The 17,767-nt window shown below is 57.7% G+C and carries 16 protein-coding genes; 9 read left to right on the forward strand and 7 right to left on the reverse strand.

The genetic code is table 11. The features are described 5' to 3' along the window. Positions 1 to 271 precede the first annotated feature (271 nt). Positions 272 to 1,105: a DUF116 domain-containing protein gene (locus HMPREF1022_RS12210; RefSeq protein ID WP_009303347.1), complete on the forward strand. Its 834-nt coding sequence runs from the start codon at positions 272 to 274 to the stop codon at positions 1,103 to 1,105. Next, entirely contained in the window at positions 1,102 to 2,496 is a 1,395-nt protein-coding gene (locus tag HMPREF1022_RS12215; RefSeq protein WP_009303348.1) for a transcription antitermination factor NusB, read from the forward strand. The genes HMPREF1022_RS12210 and HMPREF1022_RS12215 overlap by 4 nt, the downstream gene beginning before the upstream one ends. A gap of 199 nt (positions 2,497 to 2,695) precedes the next feature. On the opposite strand, the gene HMPREF1022_RS12220 is transcribed toward HMPREF1022_RS12215, so the two are convergent. Further along, a complete protein-coding gene (locus HMPREF1022_RS12220; protein ID WP_009303349.1) occupies positions 2,696 to 3,622 on the reverse strand; it encodes a ParB/RepB/Spo0J family partition protein in 927 nt (308 codons plus the stop codon). Between the two features lie 120 nt (positions 3,623 to 3,742). On the opposite strand from HMPREF1022_RS12220, the gene HMPREF1022_RS12225 reads away from it, so the two are divergent. Continuing rightward, on the forward strand, positions 3,743 to 4,147 hold the full coding sequence (locus HMPREF1022_RS12225; RefSeq protein WP_008682939.1) for a hypothetical protein: 405 nt from the start codon (positions 3,743 to 3,745) through the stop codon (positions 4,145 to 4,147). 15 nt (positions 4,148 to 4,162) lie between these two features. Here HMPREF1022_RS12225 and HMPREF1022_RS12230 read toward each other — a convergent pair whose 3' ends face one another. Further along, complete coding sequence (locus tag HMPREF1022_RS12230) at positions 4,163 to 4,951, reverse strand: ParA family protein (protein ID WP_009303350.1); 789 nt, start codon at positions 4,949 to 4,951, stop codon at positions 4,163 to 4,165. Positions 4,952 to 5,272: 321 nt separating this feature from the next. On the opposite strand from HMPREF1022_RS12230, the gene HMPREF1022_RS12235 reads away from it, so the two are divergent. The 3 genes from HMPREF1022_RS12235 to HMPREF1022_RS12245 all read left to right on the forward strand — a co-directional run bounded on the left by HMPREF1022_RS12235 (position 5,273) and on the right by HMPREF1022_RS12245 (position 7,612). Beyond that, positions 5,273 to 5,674 (forward strand): response regulator, encoded by a 402-nt coding sequence (locus HMPREF1022_RS12235; protein WP_009303351.1) that lies wholly within the window; start codon positions 5,273 to 5,275, stop codon positions 5,672 to 5,674. Positions 5,675 to 6,336: 662 nt separating this feature from the next. Further along, complete coding sequence (locus HMPREF1022_RS12240) at positions 6,337 to 7,149, forward strand: DsbA family protein (protein ID WP_008682942.1); 813 nt, start codon at positions 6,337 to 6,339, stop codon at positions 7,147 to 7,149. Between the two features lies 1 nt (position 7,150). Beyond that, a complete protein-coding gene (locus tag HMPREF1022_RS12245; protein WP_009303352.1) occupies positions 7,151 to 7,612 on the forward strand; it encodes a GNAT family N-acetyltransferase in 462 nt (153 codons plus the stop codon). A 149-nt stretch (positions 7,613 to 7,761) separates the two neighbouring features. On the opposite strand, the gene HMPREF1022_RS12250 is transcribed toward HMPREF1022_RS12245, so the two are convergent. The 4 genes from HMPREF1022_RS12250 to HMPREF1022_RS12265 all read right to left on the reverse strand — a co-directional run bounded on the left by HMPREF1022_RS12250 (position 7,762) and on the right by HMPREF1022_RS12265 (position 11,529). Continuing rightward, entirely contained in the window at positions 7,762 to 8,352 is a 591-nt protein-coding gene (locus HMPREF1022_RS12250; protein WP_009303353.1) for a MerR family transcriptional regulator, read from the reverse strand. A gap of 414 nt (positions 8,353 to 8,766) precedes the next feature. Beyond that, positions 8,767 to 9,177 (reverse strand): C40 family peptidase, encoded by a 411-nt coding sequence (locus HMPREF1022_RS12255; RefSeq protein WP_232221603.1) that lies wholly within the window; start codon positions 9,175 to 9,177, stop codon positions 8,767 to 8,769. Between the two features lie 320 nt (positions 9,178 to 9,497). Beyond that, on the reverse strand, positions 9,498 to 11,069 hold the full coding sequence (locus HMPREF1022_RS12260; RefSeq protein WP_009303355.1) for an ammonia-forming cytochrome c nitrite reductase subunit c552: 1,572 nt from the start codon (positions 11,067 to 11,069) through the stop codon (positions 9,498 to 9,500). After that, positions 11,062 to 11,529: a NapC/NirT family cytochrome c gene (locus HMPREF1022_RS12265; protein ID WP_008682949.1), complete on the reverse strand. Its 468-nt coding sequence runs from the start codon at positions 11,527 to 11,529 to the stop codon at positions 11,062 to 11,064. Before HMPREF1022_RS12265 ends, HMPREF1022_RS12260 begins: the two co-directional genes overlap by 8 nt. A gap of 238 nt (positions 11,530 to 11,767) precedes the next feature. On the opposite strand from HMPREF1022_RS12265, the gene HMPREF1022_RS12270 reads away from it, so the two are divergent. The 3 genes from HMPREF1022_RS12270 (at position 11,768) to HMPREF1022_RS12280 (ending at position 15,982) form a co-directional block, all read left to right on the forward strand. Further along, positions 11,768 to 14,146, forward strand: coding sequence for an ATP-binding protein (locus HMPREF1022_RS12270; protein ID WP_009303356.1), 2,379 nt, complete (start codon positions 11,768 to 11,770; stop codon positions 14,144 to 14,146). Continuing rightward, entirely contained in the window at positions 14,146 to 15,588 is a 1,443-nt protein-coding gene (locus HMPREF1022_RS12275) for a sigma-54-dependent transcriptional regulator (protein WP_008682953.1), read from the forward strand. Before HMPREF1022_RS12270 ends, HMPREF1022_RS12275 begins: the two co-directional genes overlap by 1 nt. A 136-nt stretch (positions 15,589 to 15,724) precedes the next feature. Beyond that, entirely contained in the window at positions 15,725 to 15,982 is a 258-nt protein-coding gene (locus tag HMPREF1022_RS12280; RefSeq protein WP_009303357.1) for a hypothetical protein, read from the forward strand. A gap of 198 nt (positions 15,983 to 16,180) precedes the next feature. Here the strand turns inward: HMPREF1022_RS12280 and HMPREF1022_RS17520 are convergent, their stop codons facing one another. Next, positions 16,181 to 17,644, reverse strand: coding sequence for an adenylyltransferase/cytidyltransferase family protein (locus HMPREF1022_RS17520; RefSeq protein ID WP_009303358.1), 1,464 nt, complete (start codon positions 17,642 to 17,644; stop codon positions 16,181 to 16,183). Between the last annotated feature and the right edge of the window lie 123 nt (positions 17,645 to 17,767).

The following is a 17,767-nucleotide window of genomic DNA, read 5'->3' on the forward strand; positions in this document are numbered from 1 at the left end:
GCGATAATTTCGGGATAGGGATTTTCACGGAAAATCCCCACAGGGCGTTAAGATATTTTCAATATCAAAACGCTCTGATATTTCCACTGTTCGGCCCCACGCTGATGTGTATTTCCGTGCTGATTCTAAGGCCATATTTTTTATTTTGCGGCCCGTGCTCCATCCTGATGCCGCGCGTCGGTCAGAAGTCCCTTTCTGCGCTGTTTCGGCCCCATATGTTTTTGATCCTCCCTGTTTGGTTTTTCTTCCGCTTCCGACAGCGAGGCCCCACATGTTTCTGCGCAAATCCCCCCATTCTTTGCCGCCCGAGCAATACGGCGGCGGTCGCAAACGGATCTTCATCGGCCTGATGCTGGCCTCCTGCGTTCTGCTCTGCCTGGTGCTCTGCTTTTTTCTGATTCTGCCCTGGTCCGGTCTGGGCGCCGGTCTGCACTGGCTGCCCTTGCTCAGCATGACGGTGGGCGTGCTGGGCATCGCGGTGCTGGCCTGGATGTGTCTGACCCTGATTTTTCATATTTATACCGGCCTGCCGCTGCCGGGCGTGCGCGGCGTGCGGCATGTGATCATCCGCTTATTTTTTCCGCTCATGGAATTGCTGGCCAAGGCCGTGGGCATGGACCGCAACAAGGTGCGGCGTTCTTTCGTCAAGGTAAACAACGAACTGGTGCTGGCGGACCGCAAGCCCGTGGTCCCGAGCGAGTTATTGCTGCTTTTGCCGCATTGCGTGCAGAGCAGCGCCTGTCCGCGCCGCCTGACCCACAAGCTGGATAATTGCGTGCGTTGCGGCCAATGCCCGGTGGGCAGTCTGCTGGCCCTGCGCGACCGCTACGGCATCCAACTGGCTATTGCCACCGGCGGCACCATCGCCCGCCGCATTGTGGTCCAGACCCGGCCGCGCTGCATTGTGGCCGTGGCTTGTGAACGGGATCTGACCTCCGGCATTCAGGACAGTTATCCTTTGCCGGTGTTCGGCGTGCTCAACCAGCGCCCCTGCGGCCCCTGCCTGGATACGCTCGTGCCTCTGGGCGCGTTGGAAGAGGCCATCCGTCTTTTTCTGGGCTGTTCCGCATCCTCTGAACCTTTGCATGCCGGGAGGCGGGCGTGAGCGGGCGTTCATCTTTCTTGCGGTCCTTGAAGAAATTGCCGCGTAACGGCCGCACGGCCGCCTTGCACGCGCTTTTGTTGGCGGATTCCGGACTCAGCGCCCAGGAGGCGCTTGCCGACGCCCTGTCAGGGCCGTTGGGGGAGGGCGGCAAGACTGTTGCAGTCCTGCCCCAACAGGAACGGCATTTGTGTTCTGAACTGGTCTATGGCTGTTTGCGCGCGGAAATCCGTATTGCGTATCTTTTGGGCCGGGTGTTGCCCAAACCGGAGCGCTTGCCGCTTCCCTTGCGGCACATCCTTGAGCTGGCGGTCTATGCCCTGCTGTTTCAGGAGCGGGTGCCGGATCATGCGGCTGTACACAGCGCGGTGGCGCAGGCGGAACGCTTGTTCGGCCGCTCTCTCGCGCGGGTGACCAACGGCGCGTTGCGCTCCATTCAGCGTTTCGGCACGGCGGTGGATACGCGGGAATTTTATGTTGTGGGCAAAGAAGGCGCGCTTGCGGACGAGTGGGGCGGCTTGTGCCGTTATTACAGCTTGCCGCGATGGCTTGGGGATCTCTGGCATGACGCCTACGGCCGCGAGGCCGCGTTGTGCCTGATGCGGCGTTCTTTCGCCCGGCCCTGGAGCGGTGTGCGGGTCAATGCCCGGCACGAGGCCGCTGAAGAATTGCTCGCGGGCTTGCGGCATTGCGCAAAGGAAGGCTGCGGTGAGGCTGTGGGGCGCTGGGGCGTGGCTTTTGCGCCGGGCGAACTGCCCGCTCACGTTCTGGGGCAGAGCCTGAGCCTGTGGCGTGCGAGCGGGGCGCTTTCCTTACAGTCAGCGGGTTCGCAACTGGCGGTACAGGCTCTGGAACTTGACTGTTGGGATGCTCCGGTCTGGGACGCCTGCGCCGGCTTCGGCGGCAAGAGTTTTGCCCTGTTGGAGCAGGGCATTGACGTAACCTTGTGTACGGACCGCTCCTGGTCCCGCCTGCGTCATTTGCCCGGCGTGTGCCGGGAGTTGCATCTGCCGCGCCCGGCTGTCTGTCTGGCGGATGCCTGTGCGCCGCCGCTGAGGGGCTGGAACGGGCATATCCTTCTGGACGCCCCGTGCAGCGGCCTGGGCGTGCTGGCACGGCGGCCGGATATTCGCAAGGACTCCCGGCGGACTCCGGCGGACCTCAAACAACTTGCGGCCTTGCAGGATCGTATGCTGCTCAGGCTCAGCGCCTTGCTGCAACAAGGCCGCGAGTTGGCCTACATCACCTGTACCTTGAATCCCACGGAAAATGAACTGGCCGTGGCCCGCCTGCTGGCGGCGCGGTCTGAGCTTATGCTGTTGCGTCAGTGGCAGACCCCGCATGGGCATCCTTGGGTGGAAGGAATGTACGGAGCTGTTCTACGCCGACGTTAAGCGTTGTTGGGCTACTTTGCGGCAATCGGCAGCGGTGAGACCGGCAGAAAAAAGCCGTCGCCAAGTGCGACGGCTTTTTAACCTCTCAAACCCTACACCGCCCGGCTGCTGCGAAAGCGGTAGCTGTGCGGATACTGACGAGCAATGCTGAAACGAGGTTTATCGCTGCCGGCGCTGTCCTTGTCTTGTACTGTCGGTATCACGCTTCCGGCAGGGCCACGCCCAGACGTGCCAGGAGGCTTTGCAGCTCCTCGGCGCTCCCGTAAGCCAGGGTGATCTTGCCGGTCTGCTCGTTGCCGCTGACCAGAGCTTTACACTCCAGGGCCTTGCTGAGATTTTGCTGCAAATTGCGGATTTGCGGACTTTTTTTACGGGTTGCGCGAGCGGGCGGTTCTTTTTGGGCTTCGGCGTCGGCCTGTCCGCTCTCAGGCTCCCAGGGAAAAATTTTGTTTTCCCGCCAGAAGGCGGCGGCTTCCTCAGCGTCGCGCACGGTCAGTGTGTGGCTGATGATGCGCAGGCGCAGGGCCTCGGTCGCCTCGACAGCATTCACGCCCAGAAGGCAGCGGGCGTGCCCGGCGCTGAGTCGTCCGGCGCGCAGATCTTCCTGTGCGGCGGGGCTCAATTGCAGGAGGCGCAGAGCGTTGGCAATGGCCGGGCGGCTTTTGCCCAACCGGGCGGCCAGTTCCTCCTGGGTCAGTTCCAGCGCTTCGCGTAAACCTTGCAGGGCCAGAGCCTCTTCAATGGGGTTGAGGTCTTCGCGTTGCAGGTTTTCAATCAGGGCGGCGGCCATAACTTCTTTGTCGCTCAAGGCGCGCACAAAGACAGGCACCTGCGACAGCCCGGCCAGGCGCGCGGCGCGCCAGCGGCGTTCGCCGGCCACGATTTGATAGGTGGCATTGTCGGCCATCGGTCGCACCAGCAGCGGCTGGATGATGCCTTGAGTTTTGATGGAATCGGCCAGCTCACGCAGGCTTTCAGGATCAAAATGCCGGCGCGGCTGGTCCGGATTCGGCCGCAGGACAGTTATCGGCAGCATACTGACGTCGCCGCTCTGTTCGCGCAGTGGCTCGGAGCCGCCGAAAAGCGCATCCAGGCCCCGGCCCAGTCCTTTGCTTGCGTTACTCATGTTTTCTCCTTGTTCAGGCTCTGCCCGCGCCTTGACAAGCGCCCCCGGCGCGCGGCACCCTGATTCCGCGCACGGCTTTTCGCCGCATTGCGCGAATTTCAGTCAGCTGAAGGAACTCGTATGTCTGATTCATTGCCGTTGTTATATCTTACCGATGCCGAAGATCGCGTCCAGGCTGTGCAGATTCCCTGGGATCTCTGGCAGAAAATCGAACCCTTGGCCCGCCCCGTGCTGCGGGCCGTTTCTGCCCCGGCCGCCGCTGAACCTGTGAAAGAGGCGATTTCGGCCTTTGAGGAATTTTTGCAGTTCTGGGACTTCCGCTATCCTTACAATCCGGCGGTGAGTTGCCCGCATTGCGGCGCGTCCACGCAAGATTGGCGCGAAGATCCGGAACACCCGTTCTGGCTGACCAATGCGAATGTGGGCGGCCTGTTGGTTTTCCATTGTCGGGCGTGCGGCACGACCATCCGGCAAAAACATTTTCGTGACCACGTGGCGTTGGAGCATACCTCACCCAAAGCGTAATGCGGCGTCTACGGCTTATTGCAGCACCGTGCTTTTTTTGGAAGGCCGACGCAGTACCACTTCTTTGGCAAGGCCGAGATATGCCTCGGCTCCCTTGGATTTGATGTCGTAGTGAATGATGGACTTGCCGTGGCTGGGCGCTTCCGAAAGGCGTACGTTGCGCGGAATCACGGTTTCAAACAAATGATCCGGGAAGCAGCGGCGTACTTCGTTTTTGACTTCGCGGGTGAGCCGGTTCCGAATGTCGTACATGGTCAGCACCACGCCGAGCAGGGCCAGTTCGGGGTTGAGCCGTTTTTTGACCTGCTCGTAGGTCTGGAGCAATTTGACGATGCCTTCCAGAGCGAAAAATTCGCATTGCAGGGGAATCAGCAATTCCCTTGCCGCGCATAGGGCGTTAAGCGTCAGCAGGCCCAAAGACGGGGGGCAGTCCAGGACGATATATTCGTAATCGTCATTGACCCGCTTAAGGCATTCATCCAGGTAGAATTCGCGGGCCATTTTGTCCACCAGTTCCAATTCCACCGCCACAAGATTGGTGCTGGCCGGTAAAATATCCAGAAAGGGAGTGCGACTTTTGGCAATGCTTTGATGTACATTGTCCGGCGAGTAAAATGTACTGTATAAATCACCGGTGAGTTCTTCCTGGCTCAAGCCGAGGCCGCTGGTGCTGTTCGCCTGTGGGTCGCAATCCACCAGCAACACTTTTTTTTCCATGACGGCCAAGGCCGCGGAAAGATTGATGGCAGTAGTGGTTTTGCCCACGCCGCCTTTTTGATTGGCAATGGAAATAATGCGCGCCATACGCTGACCTCCGCTTCCTGTCCTTGGCCTGGCTGATGTTTTGCTTGTCGCGGTGTAGAAAAGTCGGTGACCTTATAAGTGGCCTGAACGTTTCACATGAAACATTTGATGGAAAACGCGCCGTAAGGCGCCGTCTGTCTGTTTGTAAAAGAGGCGCGTATGGGCGTCAAGGCGTAAACAAGATCTGCGCGGTCCAATGCCGCGTCAGGGCCTGTCGTTGCTGGAAAATTTTTTGCCGCAGCCGCATCTTGCCGGGTGAGTGCATTCTGGGTAAGGATACCAGGATGCCGCACGCGGTGGCGTATTTGACCGGGAGAGTATATGTGCCTGACTCATATTTTGCTGGTGGACGATGAAGAGGATGTTACCCGCATTCTGGCAAAGCGCTTGGAAAAACGCGGATATGCCTGTGCCAGAGCCGCTAATGGGCGCGAGGCGCTGGACGCTATGGAAGGGGAATTTTTCCCCATTGTGATCATGGATGTAAAAATGCCGGTGCTGGACGGCATGGGCGCATTGCAGCAGATGACCACGCGTTGGCCCAAGACGCAGATCATCCTGCTTTCGGGTCACGCCGACATGCAATTGGCAGTGCAGGCCATGAGCCAGGGGGCTTTCGGCTATCTGATGAAGCCGGTGGACTTTGATGAACTGCTCTTCAAAATTGAAGATGCCGCCACCCAGACCCGGCTGGAATCGGACAATGAGGCTGGGCGGCCCTGAAAGAGGTTGCGGCAGCGCGGGCGGCCGTAAGTGGATAGAAGGGCAGCCACAGCCACGTCGTTTGTCGACATGAATTGCGGTAAGGTATGGCGGCATTCTTGCATTGGGAAAATTTCGTTGCTGGAGCAATTCACGATTGGAATGAGTGAATTACTCTGGTGGCCGCGTGAGCGGAACCCGCGCCCAAGTGCAAGGGAAAACCGCGTTTTTTCCGCTGCACGCAGGCGGCGTGACGCTTGAAATGTGTAACATTTCAAGCGTAAAATGCTCTAAAAAAATTCTGCCTCCCGGAAAGTGCCGTTTTGGATTGCGGCATGCGCCCGTAAGGGATAAACGGATATCCATTGCAACCTGCACCGCAAGGATTTGCAGACAAATCATTGCCACGAAATGCAAGTCGGCAGCCTTTGCTCGCCGTAAACGAGCATTTCACGTGTCAACGACTCTAGAGCAATTTCAAGGTGGAATTGCTCTGGTGGCTGCGTAAGCAGACGCCTGCCACGAAGGCGTAAGCGCAGTTTATTTGCACGGTGGCCTCGCCCGTTAGTGAGTCTTCGAGCTTTGCGGGCGAGGACAGCAGAGCTAAGCGCCGGAGTGAGCGTCTTAAAAACTTTGAGAATGTGCATTCTCAAAGTTGAACTGCTCTAAAAGATGAGGTTTTCATGCGCATTACCCACAAAATTCTTTTTGTTCCCGCCCTGCTGTTGGGATTGGCGGGCATGTTTCTGGCAGGCGGGGAAGCCCGTGCGGCCGCCAGCCAGGTGACGGAAGATAATCTGCCGCAATTGCTGGAAAAAGCCTTGCGTGAACATCCGGATATCGTGCTGGATGTGTTGCGTCGCAACAGTGAGGCCGTACTGGATATCGCCCAGCAGGGTTCCAACATGCGGCGCAAACACAATCTGGAAGTTCAGTGGCGCGAGGATATGAAAACCCCCAAGAGCGTGCGTCTGGAGGGGCGTCCGGTGCTGGGTTCGCCCAAGGCCAAGGTGCGTATCGTGGCCTTTTCCGACTTCACCTGCCATTTCTGCCAGCAGGCTTCCAAAACCGTGGACGCGCTCTTGCAGGAGTACGGCAAGGACGTCAGCCTGGTCTTCAAGAATTTGCCGCTGGATGAAAAGGGCCCCGGCGGGCAGGCGGCGGCCTATTTTGTCGCCGTTTCGCAGCAGAGCGAGGAGAAGGCCTGGAAGTTCTACAAAGCCCTGTTCGCCGACCGGGACCGTCTGGTGACCGAGGGTGAGGATTTTCTGAAAAAGACCGCCCAGGGGCTGGATGTGGACATGAAAAAACTTGGCCGTGACGTGCGCGGCAAGAAGGTCAGCGATATTCTCGCTGAAGACCAGCAGGACGCGCAGAAGCTGGGCGTGGAGGGGACCCCGTACTTCCTGGTCAATAATATGGTGGTGCGCGGGGCCCTGCCCCTGGATCTGTTCAAGGGCGCCGTGGACATGGCCCTTAAGCAGAACAACAAGTAAAATGCGCATTGTCAGGGCAGAGCGCCCGGATCTGGAAGAAATTCTGCGTTTGCAGTATCTGGCCTATCAGAGCGAAGCGCGTCTGCTGAACAACTTCAGCATTCCGCCGTTGCGCGAGAAGCTTGAGGATCTGGTCCGCCAGTTTGAGGCGGGCATGGCGTTTCTTAAGACTGTGGATACGAACGGCGACTTGGTGGGCTCGGTCCGCGCCCGCGCGGCGCAGGGCACGGTGTATGTGGGCAAACTGATGGTGCATCCGCAACATCAGGGCAAAGGCCTGGGAACGCGCCTTCTGGCTGCCCCGGAGTCCGCCATGGGCTCCATAGTTCCACAAGCGCGCTACGAACTGTTCACCAGTACGCAAAGCCTGCGCAATTTACGCCTGTATGAGCGGGCGGGCTACCGCCCGTTTCGGGAGGAAGAGCCGGAACCCGGCCTGCGGTTGGTTTTTCTGGAAAAATAGAGCCGGGCAAATAACATCATGCCCGCATTGCGGTTGAATCTACCGGAAAGGCGCATCCAACGATGCGCCTTTCCCTTACGGTTGCCCGGCCGCCCATTACCGGCGCATATCCCGGTTTACGAATGCTTTCAGGAAAAACATTTCGGGCCTCACGCCGGAGCCGCATCCTTGCCGCGACTGCGGATAACCTTGGTCATCCATTCGCGCAGCTGGTCCAGGTCCGCCTGCTGGTTTTTTTCCGAGGCATGCAGCAGTACGCGCAGATTTTCCACATCCTTGCGCAGTTGCTGATTTTCTTGCGCCGTTTCAGGCAACATTATGCCGGGCTGTGGCAGGCGTTCAATAACCAGATGGATAAGCTGGGCAATACCCTCCAAGGCCAGTGTTTGGCGTTCCAGCAACTGCAGGGCCGCTGCGGGCAGAAGTTCCGCAACCGGATGCTCCGCTTGCGTCAGGCAGGGCTCTGGCTTGGAAACGGCAAGCGCATTGCGAGGGAAGCGGGCCAGCAGGGCATTTTCCACTGAGGCCGCCGTGCGCGACTTCCGCATCTGCTCCAGGATGGCGGCAATGACCTCCAGGGTTTCCGGGCGGTAGCGCCGCCTGCGGCCCTCGCCGACGCTGGGGATAAAAGCCGCAAAGCGTTTGCAGTAATAGCGGGTGGTGGATTCCGGCAAAGAAAAATGGCGGGAGATGTCCGCAATGCTCAAAAGGCCTTCTGTCGGGGATGCCGTGCGCGTCATGACGCCTCCTGCTGGCTTTCCGCAGCATTGCTGTCGCTGCCGTCACAAAAAAAGCCGTTCCCGCCATATCGCCGGGCCGGGCCATCCGCGGATCAAGGGCAGGTCTGAAGAAAGTCTTTGTGCTTGCGGATCTGGCGGATGGCGATTGGGGAGGGCAGACCGCAAATAAAGATTTGCCGACCTCTTTTCAGGGTTACTTCAAACAATCTATAATAGCAAGCTGCGCTCTTGCGCAAGAAGACCCCGCGCCACCATGGCGCGGGGTCTTCTGTCAGAGCGGTTCAGGCATGAAATGCGACGACTGCACCGCAAGGGTTTGCAGACAAACCCTTGCCGCGAATTGCGAGCAGGCGGGCTTTGCTCTCCGCAAAAGAGCATTTCAAGTGTCACATGTCATGATCATTACGTTACGGTTCAGCGAACGACCCGGCGTACGGAAATCAATTTGCTGCGCCAGTAGGGGATGTTCATGCTCTCCATGCGTACCCGCTCGCCACGGCGCGGGCTGTGGATAAAGGAGTCGTCCCCGGCGTAGATGCCGGTATGCAGGCCGCGCGGGCTCTGCCCGGTGCGGAAAACCACAATATCGCCGGGCCGGGCCAAGCTTTTTGGCACGGACTGGCCCGCCCGGGCCTGGTCAACCGTAACTCGGGGCACGCTCATGCCGTTCTGTCGATAAGCCCACCAGATCAGGCCGGAACAGTCAAAGCCTTTTTGCGGCGAAGCGCCGCCCAGGCGATATTGTTTGCCCATCTGGCTGTAGGCGGTGTGAACCACTTTTTGCGCTTTGACCGGTGCCGGTCCGTTGTCCGCAGGGCGAAACATGCCGCAGCCGGATAAAAGCAGTGCCAAAAGCGGTCCGAGAACGCAAGCGCGCCAGAAACGTTTCTGTTTATTGTGTTCTCTGTCCATAAACTGTCTCAACAATATATAGAGATTTTTTTACATTGTGTTAGAGAGTTCTCACGCGGTTTCCTACTGCTCTTTTCGGCACGTCGCGCGAAAACTTAAGTGTTATACGCGATACATGTAAGCGCAGATAAAGTCAAAAAGGGAAATACGAAGATATATCTATCATTGGACGAAAAACGCCCCCGCGATGCGGGGGCGTTTCATCTCATGCGCGCTTTATTGCGCCAAAGGGTCTACTTGCCGGAGTTCAGGCGTTCCTGGCCGTCCCAGGCAGCGTCCGTCTTGGGCAGCACGGGCAGCAACTGGAGCCAGGGATTGGTCTTGAGGTATTCGGGGTCCTGTTGCAGCTTGCGGCTCATTTCCAGAATGGGCGGCACGATCTTCTTGATGTCGCCGGCCAGAGCCGGAGCGATGCCGTAATTGGTGGCCTGGCTGGCCAGATCCACGGCCTTCTGGCTGCATTCCATGGACGTCATCAGGGTATCCAGGGCCTTGGCCGGGTTGTGGAAGCCCACACTGTTTTCAGCGGAAACGTAATCCCAGAACAGTTGGCCCTTGCGGACCATCTCACGGGCTTCGGTCATCAGCGCGTCATAGTCGGGGGCGCGTTCGCTGCTGTAGTTGTTGGCCAAGCGCACGGCTTCGTGGGCCTTGACCGACATGTCCTGGGCCTTGAGCAACTGGTCGAAGGTCTTCTTCTGGGTGTAGATGACCCGCTCGCGCAGATATTCAGGCGTCTTGTCGGCATGGCACTGGCGGCAGGCCCGCATTTCCTTGTCCTTCAGGGGCGAAGTCATCCAGTGGCTGGACATCTTCTTGCCGTCCATGCGCTGGTAAGGCATGTGGCAGTCCGCGCAGGCCACACCGGCCGCGCCGTGCGGGCCGTCCTGGAAGGTCTCGAAGTCGGGGTGCTGCATCTTGATCAGAGGCACCTTGGAGGCGGCGTGCACCCAGTCGGAGAAGGGGCCGGGCTTGCCGTCGGTGTCCTTTTTGCCGTGGCCCTTGTAATACTGGTACATGTCTTCGGGATTAAAGCCGTTGTCCCAGGGGAAGACCGGGCGCATGGCCGGGCCGTTGTCCGGATGGGTGAAGTAGTATTCCACATGGCACTGGGCGCAGACAAGGGTGCGCTTTTCGTTGCGCGAGATATTGTTCCAGTCCTTGCCGGTCTTCTTCAGCCAATCCTTGAGCGGTTCGGAATAGAGCCGCAGTTCCATGGTCTTGGGATCGTGGCAGGTGGAACAGGAAATGCTCTCTTCCTTGGCATCGATCATGTCCTTGCCGCGAAATTCGTTGACGTCCTTGGACCAGAAGGAATCGCCGTACTGCTTGATCCAGTTCATCATCTTGGGCGTCTTGCAGTTCCAGCAGGTGGCGGGCATCTTACCCTTGCCGTCCGCGCCCCAGCGGTTCAGGCGGTCGATATGGACAAAATCATCCACCGCATGGGTGTGGCCACGGGCTTCGTTGTATTCATACATGAAGCCGTAGCCCAGCCAGAGATTTTTCAGGTAGGGCTGGGCATGCTTGAAGCCCTTGGGCAGGGGATCGACGTTGTCGTTCTTGTGATACGGCACGGAACCCTTGTACTCGGTCATCACCTCGGACTCGTTGTTTTTCTGGTACGAGGCGTACTGATCCGGAAAATCCGCCTTGAATGCCGACATGCGGGTTTCGTCGTCCTTGATGTTGGTCTTGTAGGCGGGGGCTTTCAATTCCGTCGAAACATCATTGCAGCCGCTGAGCAGCGCCGCTCCCAACAGCGCCGAAACGGCCAGAGCCATAGTGCGGATATGCTTATTCATATGCTACCGTCCTTGTGCTGATGGGCTTGTGGCGCATATGGGCCACATTGCGGTGGCAGTCGACGCAATAAGGCTTGGCGTTCATACTGGCCACGTTGACGTTAGTTTGGGCGTGACAGGCCTTGCAGTTTTCATTGACCACGTCGCGCGTGGTCACACTGGCCGGATACGGCACGTCCTTGCCCGACAGATTGCCCATGAAGTCACTCAGGCCCGCTTGCGCCTTGAACGGCAGCTTGGCCAGCAGATTGTGCGGGGCGTGGCATTCATTACAGGAACGGTCGGCGTGCGTACCCAGCTTGTGGGTCACTGCCGCCTCCTGCATGATGTGACAACTGGCGCAGAACGGACGCTGATCCGTTGCCGTCATGGCATAGGCCAGCACTCCGACAAGCACCACGCCCACCGCAACGCCGCCCAACAACCATTTGAGCCAGGGTCCATTGCGGGGTGTTCCCATAGAAGCCTCCTTCACTCACTCCAACAACTTGCCGTCCCTATGACGGCGTTATCTTCTTTGTGAATCAAAAAACATGCCAAGCCAAGATAAAAAATGAGAAAAAATTAATCCTGAAAAGACCGGCAGTTTGAGATGAAATTATAATGGTTATCAATAGCGGGGTTGTTTTGTTCAGAAAAAAAAGACAAAAAATCAGAAAAAGCTGACAACAAGGCCTTTCTTACCCCCTGGAGAAAACATGGCGCATACCTTTGCCGGGCGCTGGTTCCGGGTCCTCTGGCTGCCTGTCCTGGCCGGTCTGCTCTGGCTGGGTTTGACTCTGGGGCTCTACAGTCGCGCCGCGCGCGTGGATGAGGAGCATCGCCTGGAGCTGGAACGCATCCGCCTCTCCACTGTGGCCCGGCAACTCTTGGACGCGCGCAACTGGAACGCGGCGCACGGGGGGGTCTATGTGCCGGAGAGCGATCTCGGCAGGCCCAATCCCTGGCTGCCGCCCCATGAGCGGACCCTGAAAACCGCCGACGGGCGGACCCTGGTGCTGATGAATCCCGCCTACATGAGCCGCCAGCTGGCCGAGCGCACTTCCTGGCCGGGCATCAGCATTTCAATTATCGGGCGCAGGCCGCTGCGGCCTGAAAATCAATCCGACACCTGGGAAGGCGAGGCCCTCATCGAATGCACGGAGGGCCGCCAGGAAATTTTCAGCCCGCCGGATGAGAACGGGCAGGGCCGCCTGCGTCTGCTCACCGTGCTGGTGGCGCAACAGAGCTGCCTGCGCTGCCACGCGGACAGCAGGGTGGGGGAAGTGCTCGGCGGCATCAGCGTCAGCCAGGATGCCGGGCCGTATCTGCACAACGCCGCGAAGCAGGAAGGCAACATGCGCCTGCTGTATGCCCTGTTGGGGGTGACGGGCGTACTGGCTATCGGCGGCCTGACCCTCAATCTGACCCGGCGGCGCTGGCAGGCCGAGGAAACCAGCCGCATGAAAAGCGCTTTCATGGCCCGCCTGAGCCATGACATGCGCACGCCGCTCACCGCCATCCTGGGCATGAGCGACTTGCTGCAACGGGGCGACGGCGCCGCGCCGGACAAGAAGCGCGCCCTGCGTTACCTGGTTCAGGCGGGTGGAGCGCTTTTGGAAATGGTCAGCGACATCACGGACCACGCGGCCCTGGAACAGGGTACGCTGGCCTTGCATGAGAGCGCCTTCAGCCTGCGGGCCGCGCTTTCGCAATGCCTTGAGCTGTATCGCCCGGCCGCCGCGTCCAAGGGCCTCCGGCTGGAACTGGACGTGCCTTCCCCCGTGCCGGATAATCTTTACGGCGACGCCTTCCGCTTGCGCCAGGCTCTGGGCAATCTTGTCAGCAATGCGCTCAAATTTACCGAGCAGGGCGGCGTGCGGCTGGAGGTGGAAGCGGAAAGCGCGCGCACGGGCCGCCTTCTGCTGCGGCTGCGCGTGCGGGACAGCGGGCCGGGCCTGCAGTCGGGAGAACTGGAACGGATCTTTGAGAGTTTTCAGCGCGGTTCGCACGCGGGCTGTCAGCCGGGCACCGGCCTGGGCCTGAACATTGCCCGGACCATAGCCCGGCGCATGGGCGGCGATGTGCGGGTCAGTTCCCAGCCGGGACAGGGCTCGTGTTTTACCCTGGAAGTGCTTGTGCGCACGGATTGGGGCAGCGCAAGGCCGTGCCCGCCCGCGGATGCGGACCGAAATGCCGTGCCCGAAAGCAGCGCCGCGGGCAGGGGAGCCTTGGAAGGCCGACGGATTCTGGCCGCCGAGGACAATCCGGCCAGCCGCTATTTCCTGGAACAGGCCTTGCGCCGGGAGGGCGCGCGGGCCGTGGTGACCGCTGACGGCGAAGCCACCCTGGCCGCCCTGGGTGAAGAGGAATGGGACGTGGTGCTGCTGGACGCGCGCATGCCCGGTCCCGACGGCCTGGACGTGCTGGAGCGCATCCGGCAGGGCCGGACCGGAGCGCCTGCGGGGCAATGTGTGGTCCTGTACACGGCGGCGCTGGACGCCGAAGCGCAAGAACGCTGCCGTGGGTTGCGGCCCGACGATATATTGTTCAAACCGGTCAGTTTCGCGCTGCTGCGGCAGCGCCTGGCGGCCCTGCCGACAGCGCGGGGCAACGGAGCAACGTTGGCGCAGGAAAACACGAGCATGCCGGAAAAAAACATCTCTGCCAGCCTGGAAAAGGCCATTGCCGGAGACGGCCGGGAAAATACGGACGATATTGAATTGCCGCCCTGGGACCGGGAAGCCGCTCTGGCGGCCATGGACGGGGACGCGGCAATCTTTGCACATTTGCTTGCGGTCTTGCGTGATGATCTGGGAAATATGCTGGACCAACTGGTGGAAGCCGTGACGGCGGGGGATCGGAAGAACATCCGTCGGCTGGCCCATGCCTGCAAGAATTCGGCGGGCACCATGCGTCTGATGCGCCTGCACGGCGCAGCCGCCCTGACGGAAAAAGCGGAAGACGCGGCACTGGACGCAAGGGCAGGGAAACTGGAACGGGCCATGCGTGAGGCCCTGGCGCTGCTGGAGGGCGTTGACGGCGGCAGCGGGACAGAGACGGAAACGCGGACAGCGGAGACAGGGAGGAAGGCATAATGGCGCGTATTCTGGTGGTAGATGATGAAGCCCTGATGCGCACCATGGTGGAAGTGGTCTGTACGCGCATGGGGCATGAGGCCGTGTGCGCCTCTTCCATCAAGGAAGGCCTTGCTCTGGGCCGCCAAGGCGTGGATGTGGTGCTGCTGGACGCCTGGCTGCCGGACGGCAACGGCCTGGAATTTCAAAGGGAGTTTGCCAATCTGCCTGAAGAGCCGGACATCGTGATCATTACCGGCCACGGCGACGGGGACGCGGCGGAAGCGGCCTTGCGCTCCGGAGCCTGGGAGTTTCTGACCAAGCCCCTGCAGATCCGCGACATCGAACAATGCCTGCGGCACATTCTGGCGTTCCGCCAGGGCCGCAAGCCGGGCCCGGCCTCCCTCAAAGTGGACAGCGGGCACATTCTGGGCTCCGGACCGGGCATGACCCAGGCCCTCAAACTGCTGGCCCAGGCCGCCCAAAGCGAAGTCAACGTGCTGATTCTGGGCGAAACCGGCGTGGGCAAGGAACTATTCGCCAAAGCCCTGTTCCGCAACAGCGGGCGCGCCGCTCAGCCTTTCGTGACCGTGGACTGTGCCTCCCTGCCGGAAACCCTGGTGGAAAGCCACCTCTTCGGTCACAGCCGGGGGGCCTTCACCGGCGCGGAGCGCGCTCGTGAGGGACTTTTGCTGGCCGCGCACAAGGGCACGCTTTTTCTGGATGAAGTGGGGGACCTGCCCCTGGTCATGCAGGGCGCGTTTCTGCGCGCCCTGGAGCTGCGTCGCTTCCGCCCTGTTGGCGAAGTGCACGAGGTGGACAGCGACTTCCGCCTGGTGGCGGCTACCAACCGTGATCTGGAGGGAATGGCGCGCACCGGCCAGTTCCGGGGCGATCTGCTCTACCGTCTTCAGGGCATTACCATTGTGATCCCGCCGCTGCGCGAGCGGCGCGACGAAATCCCGGGCCTGGCCCGCCAGGCCGTCACCGCCTTCTGCCTGCGCAACGATCTGCCGGAAAAGGCCCTGGCCGAGCCGGTGCTGGACATGCTGATGGAATATCCCTGGCCCGGCAACGTGCGGGAGCTGATCCACGCCCTGGAGCGGGCCTGCCTTGCCGCCGGGGAGGGGGATCTGATCCTGCCCGGGCATCTGCCCACCCAGATGCGGGTGGCCGTGGCCCGGCACCGGGTAAGCCGTGGCCGGGAGCAAAGCCCGGAGCCCGTGCCGCCCCCGGCACGGACGCTGCCCGTGGCCCATGTGGAAGACGGCCGCGCCGGGACAGCCGCAATCGCGGGTGGCAGCGGCGATCTGCCCAGCCTGAGGGAGTGGAAATCCCGCGCCGAAGAGGAATATGTGCGCCGGGTCATGACCGTGAGCGCGGGCGACGCGCGCCGGGCCGCAGGCGTGGCCGGCATCTCGCGCGGGCACTGGTATGAGCTGGTCAAAAAATACCATCCCTGAACGGGAAGAGGGCAGGCGCGCCCAGAGGAAAAATGGCCGTCAGGCCGCGCCGGGCGCTGGTTTGCGGCACTCTCTTGCCTCATGCCGCAAAAGGCGCTATAGGCCAAAAAAAAGCTTGCAGAGGCTATGTCAGAGCATGAATAAGAGCCCCGTTACCGTTAAAGGCTATGTCACGGCTGTACCGCGTTCTGTGGATGAGCGCCAGGCCAGGGTGGCTGTGGTGCAGGATGATGTGGAATACCGCGTGATGCCGCGCGGGGCCGGGATGGATCTGGCCGGTGAGGTCAGCGTGCCCGTGGAAGTCACCGGCCTGGTGGAAGAGGTGGACGGCGTGTTCTACCTCACTGTGCGCGGCTACAAGGTTCTGGAAGACGATTCCTGGCTTGAGGAATAGCGCGCTTTCGCATTGACGGCCCGGAAGGGCCTCGGCGGCTTTGGAAATTCTGCCGTTCTCAAGGCGAGTTCGCTGTGAAAGCCGCCGTTCTTTTTGAGCAGCTGACGCATTTTATGCGTGAACTGCTCGAGTAATAAATTATGTCAGCTATGAACATCCAGTGGAAACTGTATGGTAAATTCTGATATGCATAGTGTGTTACTGTATATAATGACGCTCTTTTAAAAAATCATAGGTAGTTGATGGAACAATTTTTTTTAATAATTTCAGGTCATTTGTTTCTATGCATTTTCTTACTTTGGAAGCACTCACTTTTTGTCCATCAACTGTCAATCTTGGAAATTCAATAAATTCTATTCCATACATTGGCAGTGTCTTTTTCATTCCTTCATTATATTGTCTTGTTATTTTGCAGAAAGGCTCATCTCCTGCGAAGCGTTTAGAGATATGTAGTTCAGGAGCTATTATTTGACAGAATAAGTCTAAATCATGGCTTACATCAACTTTAATGTCCTGAATTTGATCTTTTGAAAAATATTCAGGGAGAGTTGCAGTAGAAATTATTGTTTTTCCACTTGGTACTACGATTACATTTATCATATCGATCAGTCCTAGTTTGACCATGGTAATCCTGTCATCAAAGTTAAAAAAGGATTTATCCTCATCAAGAATAAAAACATACAAAAAATCACAATGTTTTAATGCTTCTTCAACAAGGTATTTATGTCCTATTGTAAATGGATTACAGTTCATAACAAGAGAGCCAATATGCTTTTTGCCCTTTCCTTGATATTTTTCTCTCCTTTTATTAAGCATAGTTAAGTAGTTCATATATGGTATTAAATCATGCGGTATAGCTGATTTTTTATTTTTTTCTCTATCGCTTGTTATTGTTGAAACTATATTAAAAATATGTTTAGCCAATATCATATATCCCTTATGTGACATATGGCCTGTGTCAAAAAATATTTCTCCCATATCATGAGGGCGTTGAAAAATATTTGAAAGATCACGATAATAAAAAGAATTCGTTTCCTTAAATTCAGTTAGCGCCTCAGACATTTTTTTTTCATCAAAATCAGTATTTGTAGTAATAATGATGATGATATCATTTTTGTTAAATGTGCATTTGGGTGACAATATTTCTCTGCATGTATCATCAAAATGTGTTCTGCTGGAGGAATTAACAACAAGAAATTTATCTTTATATACGTCATTTACTCTTCGCTGTAATATACTTTCTACAGTAAACTTGTCCTCAGCACATAATCCAAAGGCACAACAACATCCAAAAAAATATATTGTATGTTCATAATTTTCAGGGTTGTCAGTCGTTACTCTATGGTTATTGACAACATTACAATACTTTGATGTTGCATTTGGAAGAACATATACTCCATATTTTTTTATTGGACGAAAATCAAAAACTGTAGTTCTATATATATTTTGTATGTCATCGAAATTATCATAATAATCATTATAATATTGAATAAGATCATTTTTTCGATTTAAGTTAAGATACTCAGAATAATATCTCTTTTCACGTATTACTTTTAATTCGTAATCAGAGGGATTTTTAATATGGAGCAGAGGCTCATTAAGTTTAACTATAACCAATGTAGCTCCCAGCATATGAATTTTATGAAGAAGAGCTTGATACATAAAAATTACCTCTAGCTTGAAAAATTTTTCAGTCAAGAAATTCGTTATGGTCAAGTCCGTTTCTAGTTATGACGTAGCTTCACATGGGTGGCATGCCCACAGGGACCGTTCCCTCACTATCGG

This window comes from Desulfovibrio sp. 6_1_46AFAA (assembly GCF_000224635.1).
Classification (GTDB): domain Bacteria; phylum Desulfobacterota; class Desulfovibrionia; order Desulfovibrionales; family Desulfovibrionaceae; genus Desulfovibrio; species Desulfovibrio fairfieldensis.

Bases quoted from the DNA above. Each gene is read 5' to 3' on its own strand.
- HMPREF1022_RS12225 (WP_008682939.1), top strand. From the start codon at position 3,743: ATGTCTGATTCATTGCCGTTGTTATATCTTACCGATGCCGAAGATCGC.
- HMPREF1022_RS12240 (WP_008682942.1), top strand. From the start codon at position 6,337: ATGCGCATTACCCACAAAATTCTTTTTGTTCCCGCCCTGCTGTTGGGA.
- HMPREF1022_RS12265 (WP_008682949.1), bottom strand. From the start codon at position 11,529: ATGGGAACACCCCGCAATGGACCCTGGCTCAAATGGTTGTTGGGCGGC.
- HMPREF1022_RS17520 (WP_009303358.1), bottom strand. From the start codon at position 17,644: ATGTATCAAGCTCTTCTTCATAAAATTCATATGCTGGGAGCTACATTG.
- HMPREF1022_RS12270 (WP_009303356.1), top strand. From the start codon at position 11,768: ATGGCGCATACCTTTGCCGGGCGCTGGTTCCGGGTCCTCTGGCTGCCT.
- HMPREF1022_RS12220 (WP_009303349.1), bottom strand. From the start codon at position 3,622: ATGAGTAACGCAAGCAAAGGACTGGGCCGGGGCCTGGATGCGCTTTTC.
- HMPREF1022_RS12280 (WP_009303357.1), top strand. From the start codon at position 15,725: ATGAATAAGAGCCCCGTTACCGTTAAAGGCTATGTCACGGCTGTACCG.
- HMPREF1022_RS12250 (WP_009303353.1), bottom strand. From the start codon at position 8,352: ATGACGCGCACGGCATCCCCGACAGAAGGCCTTTTGAGCATTGCGGAC.
- HMPREF1022_RS12210 (WP_009303347.1), top strand. From the start codon at position 272: ATGTTTCTGCGCAAATCCCCCCATTCTTTGCCGCCCGAGCAATACGGC.
- HMPREF1022_RS12275 (WP_008682953.1), top strand. From the start codon at position 14,146: ATGGCGCGTATTCTGGTGGTAGATGATGAAGCCCTGATGCGCACCATG.
- HMPREF1022_RS12255 (WP_232221603.1), bottom strand. From the start codon at position 9,177: ATGTTTCGCCCTGCGGACAACGGACCGGCACCGGTCAAAGCGCAAAAA.
- HMPREF1022_RS12245 (WP_009303352.1), top strand. From the start codon at position 7,151: ATGCGCATTGTCAGGGCAGAGCGCCCGGATCTGGAAGAAATTCTGCGT.
- HMPREF1022_RS12230 (WP_009303350.1), bottom strand. From the start codon at position 4,951: ATGGCGCGCATTATTTCCATTGCCAATCAAAAAGGCGGCGTGGGCAAA.
- HMPREF1022_RS12260 (WP_009303355.1), bottom strand. From the start codon at position 11,069: ATGAATAAGCATATCCGCACTATGGCTCTGGCCGTTTCGGCGCTGTTG.
- HMPREF1022_RS12235 (WP_009303351.1), top strand. From the start codon at position 5,273: ATGTGCCTGACTCATATTTTGCTGGTGGACGATGAAGAGGATGTTACC.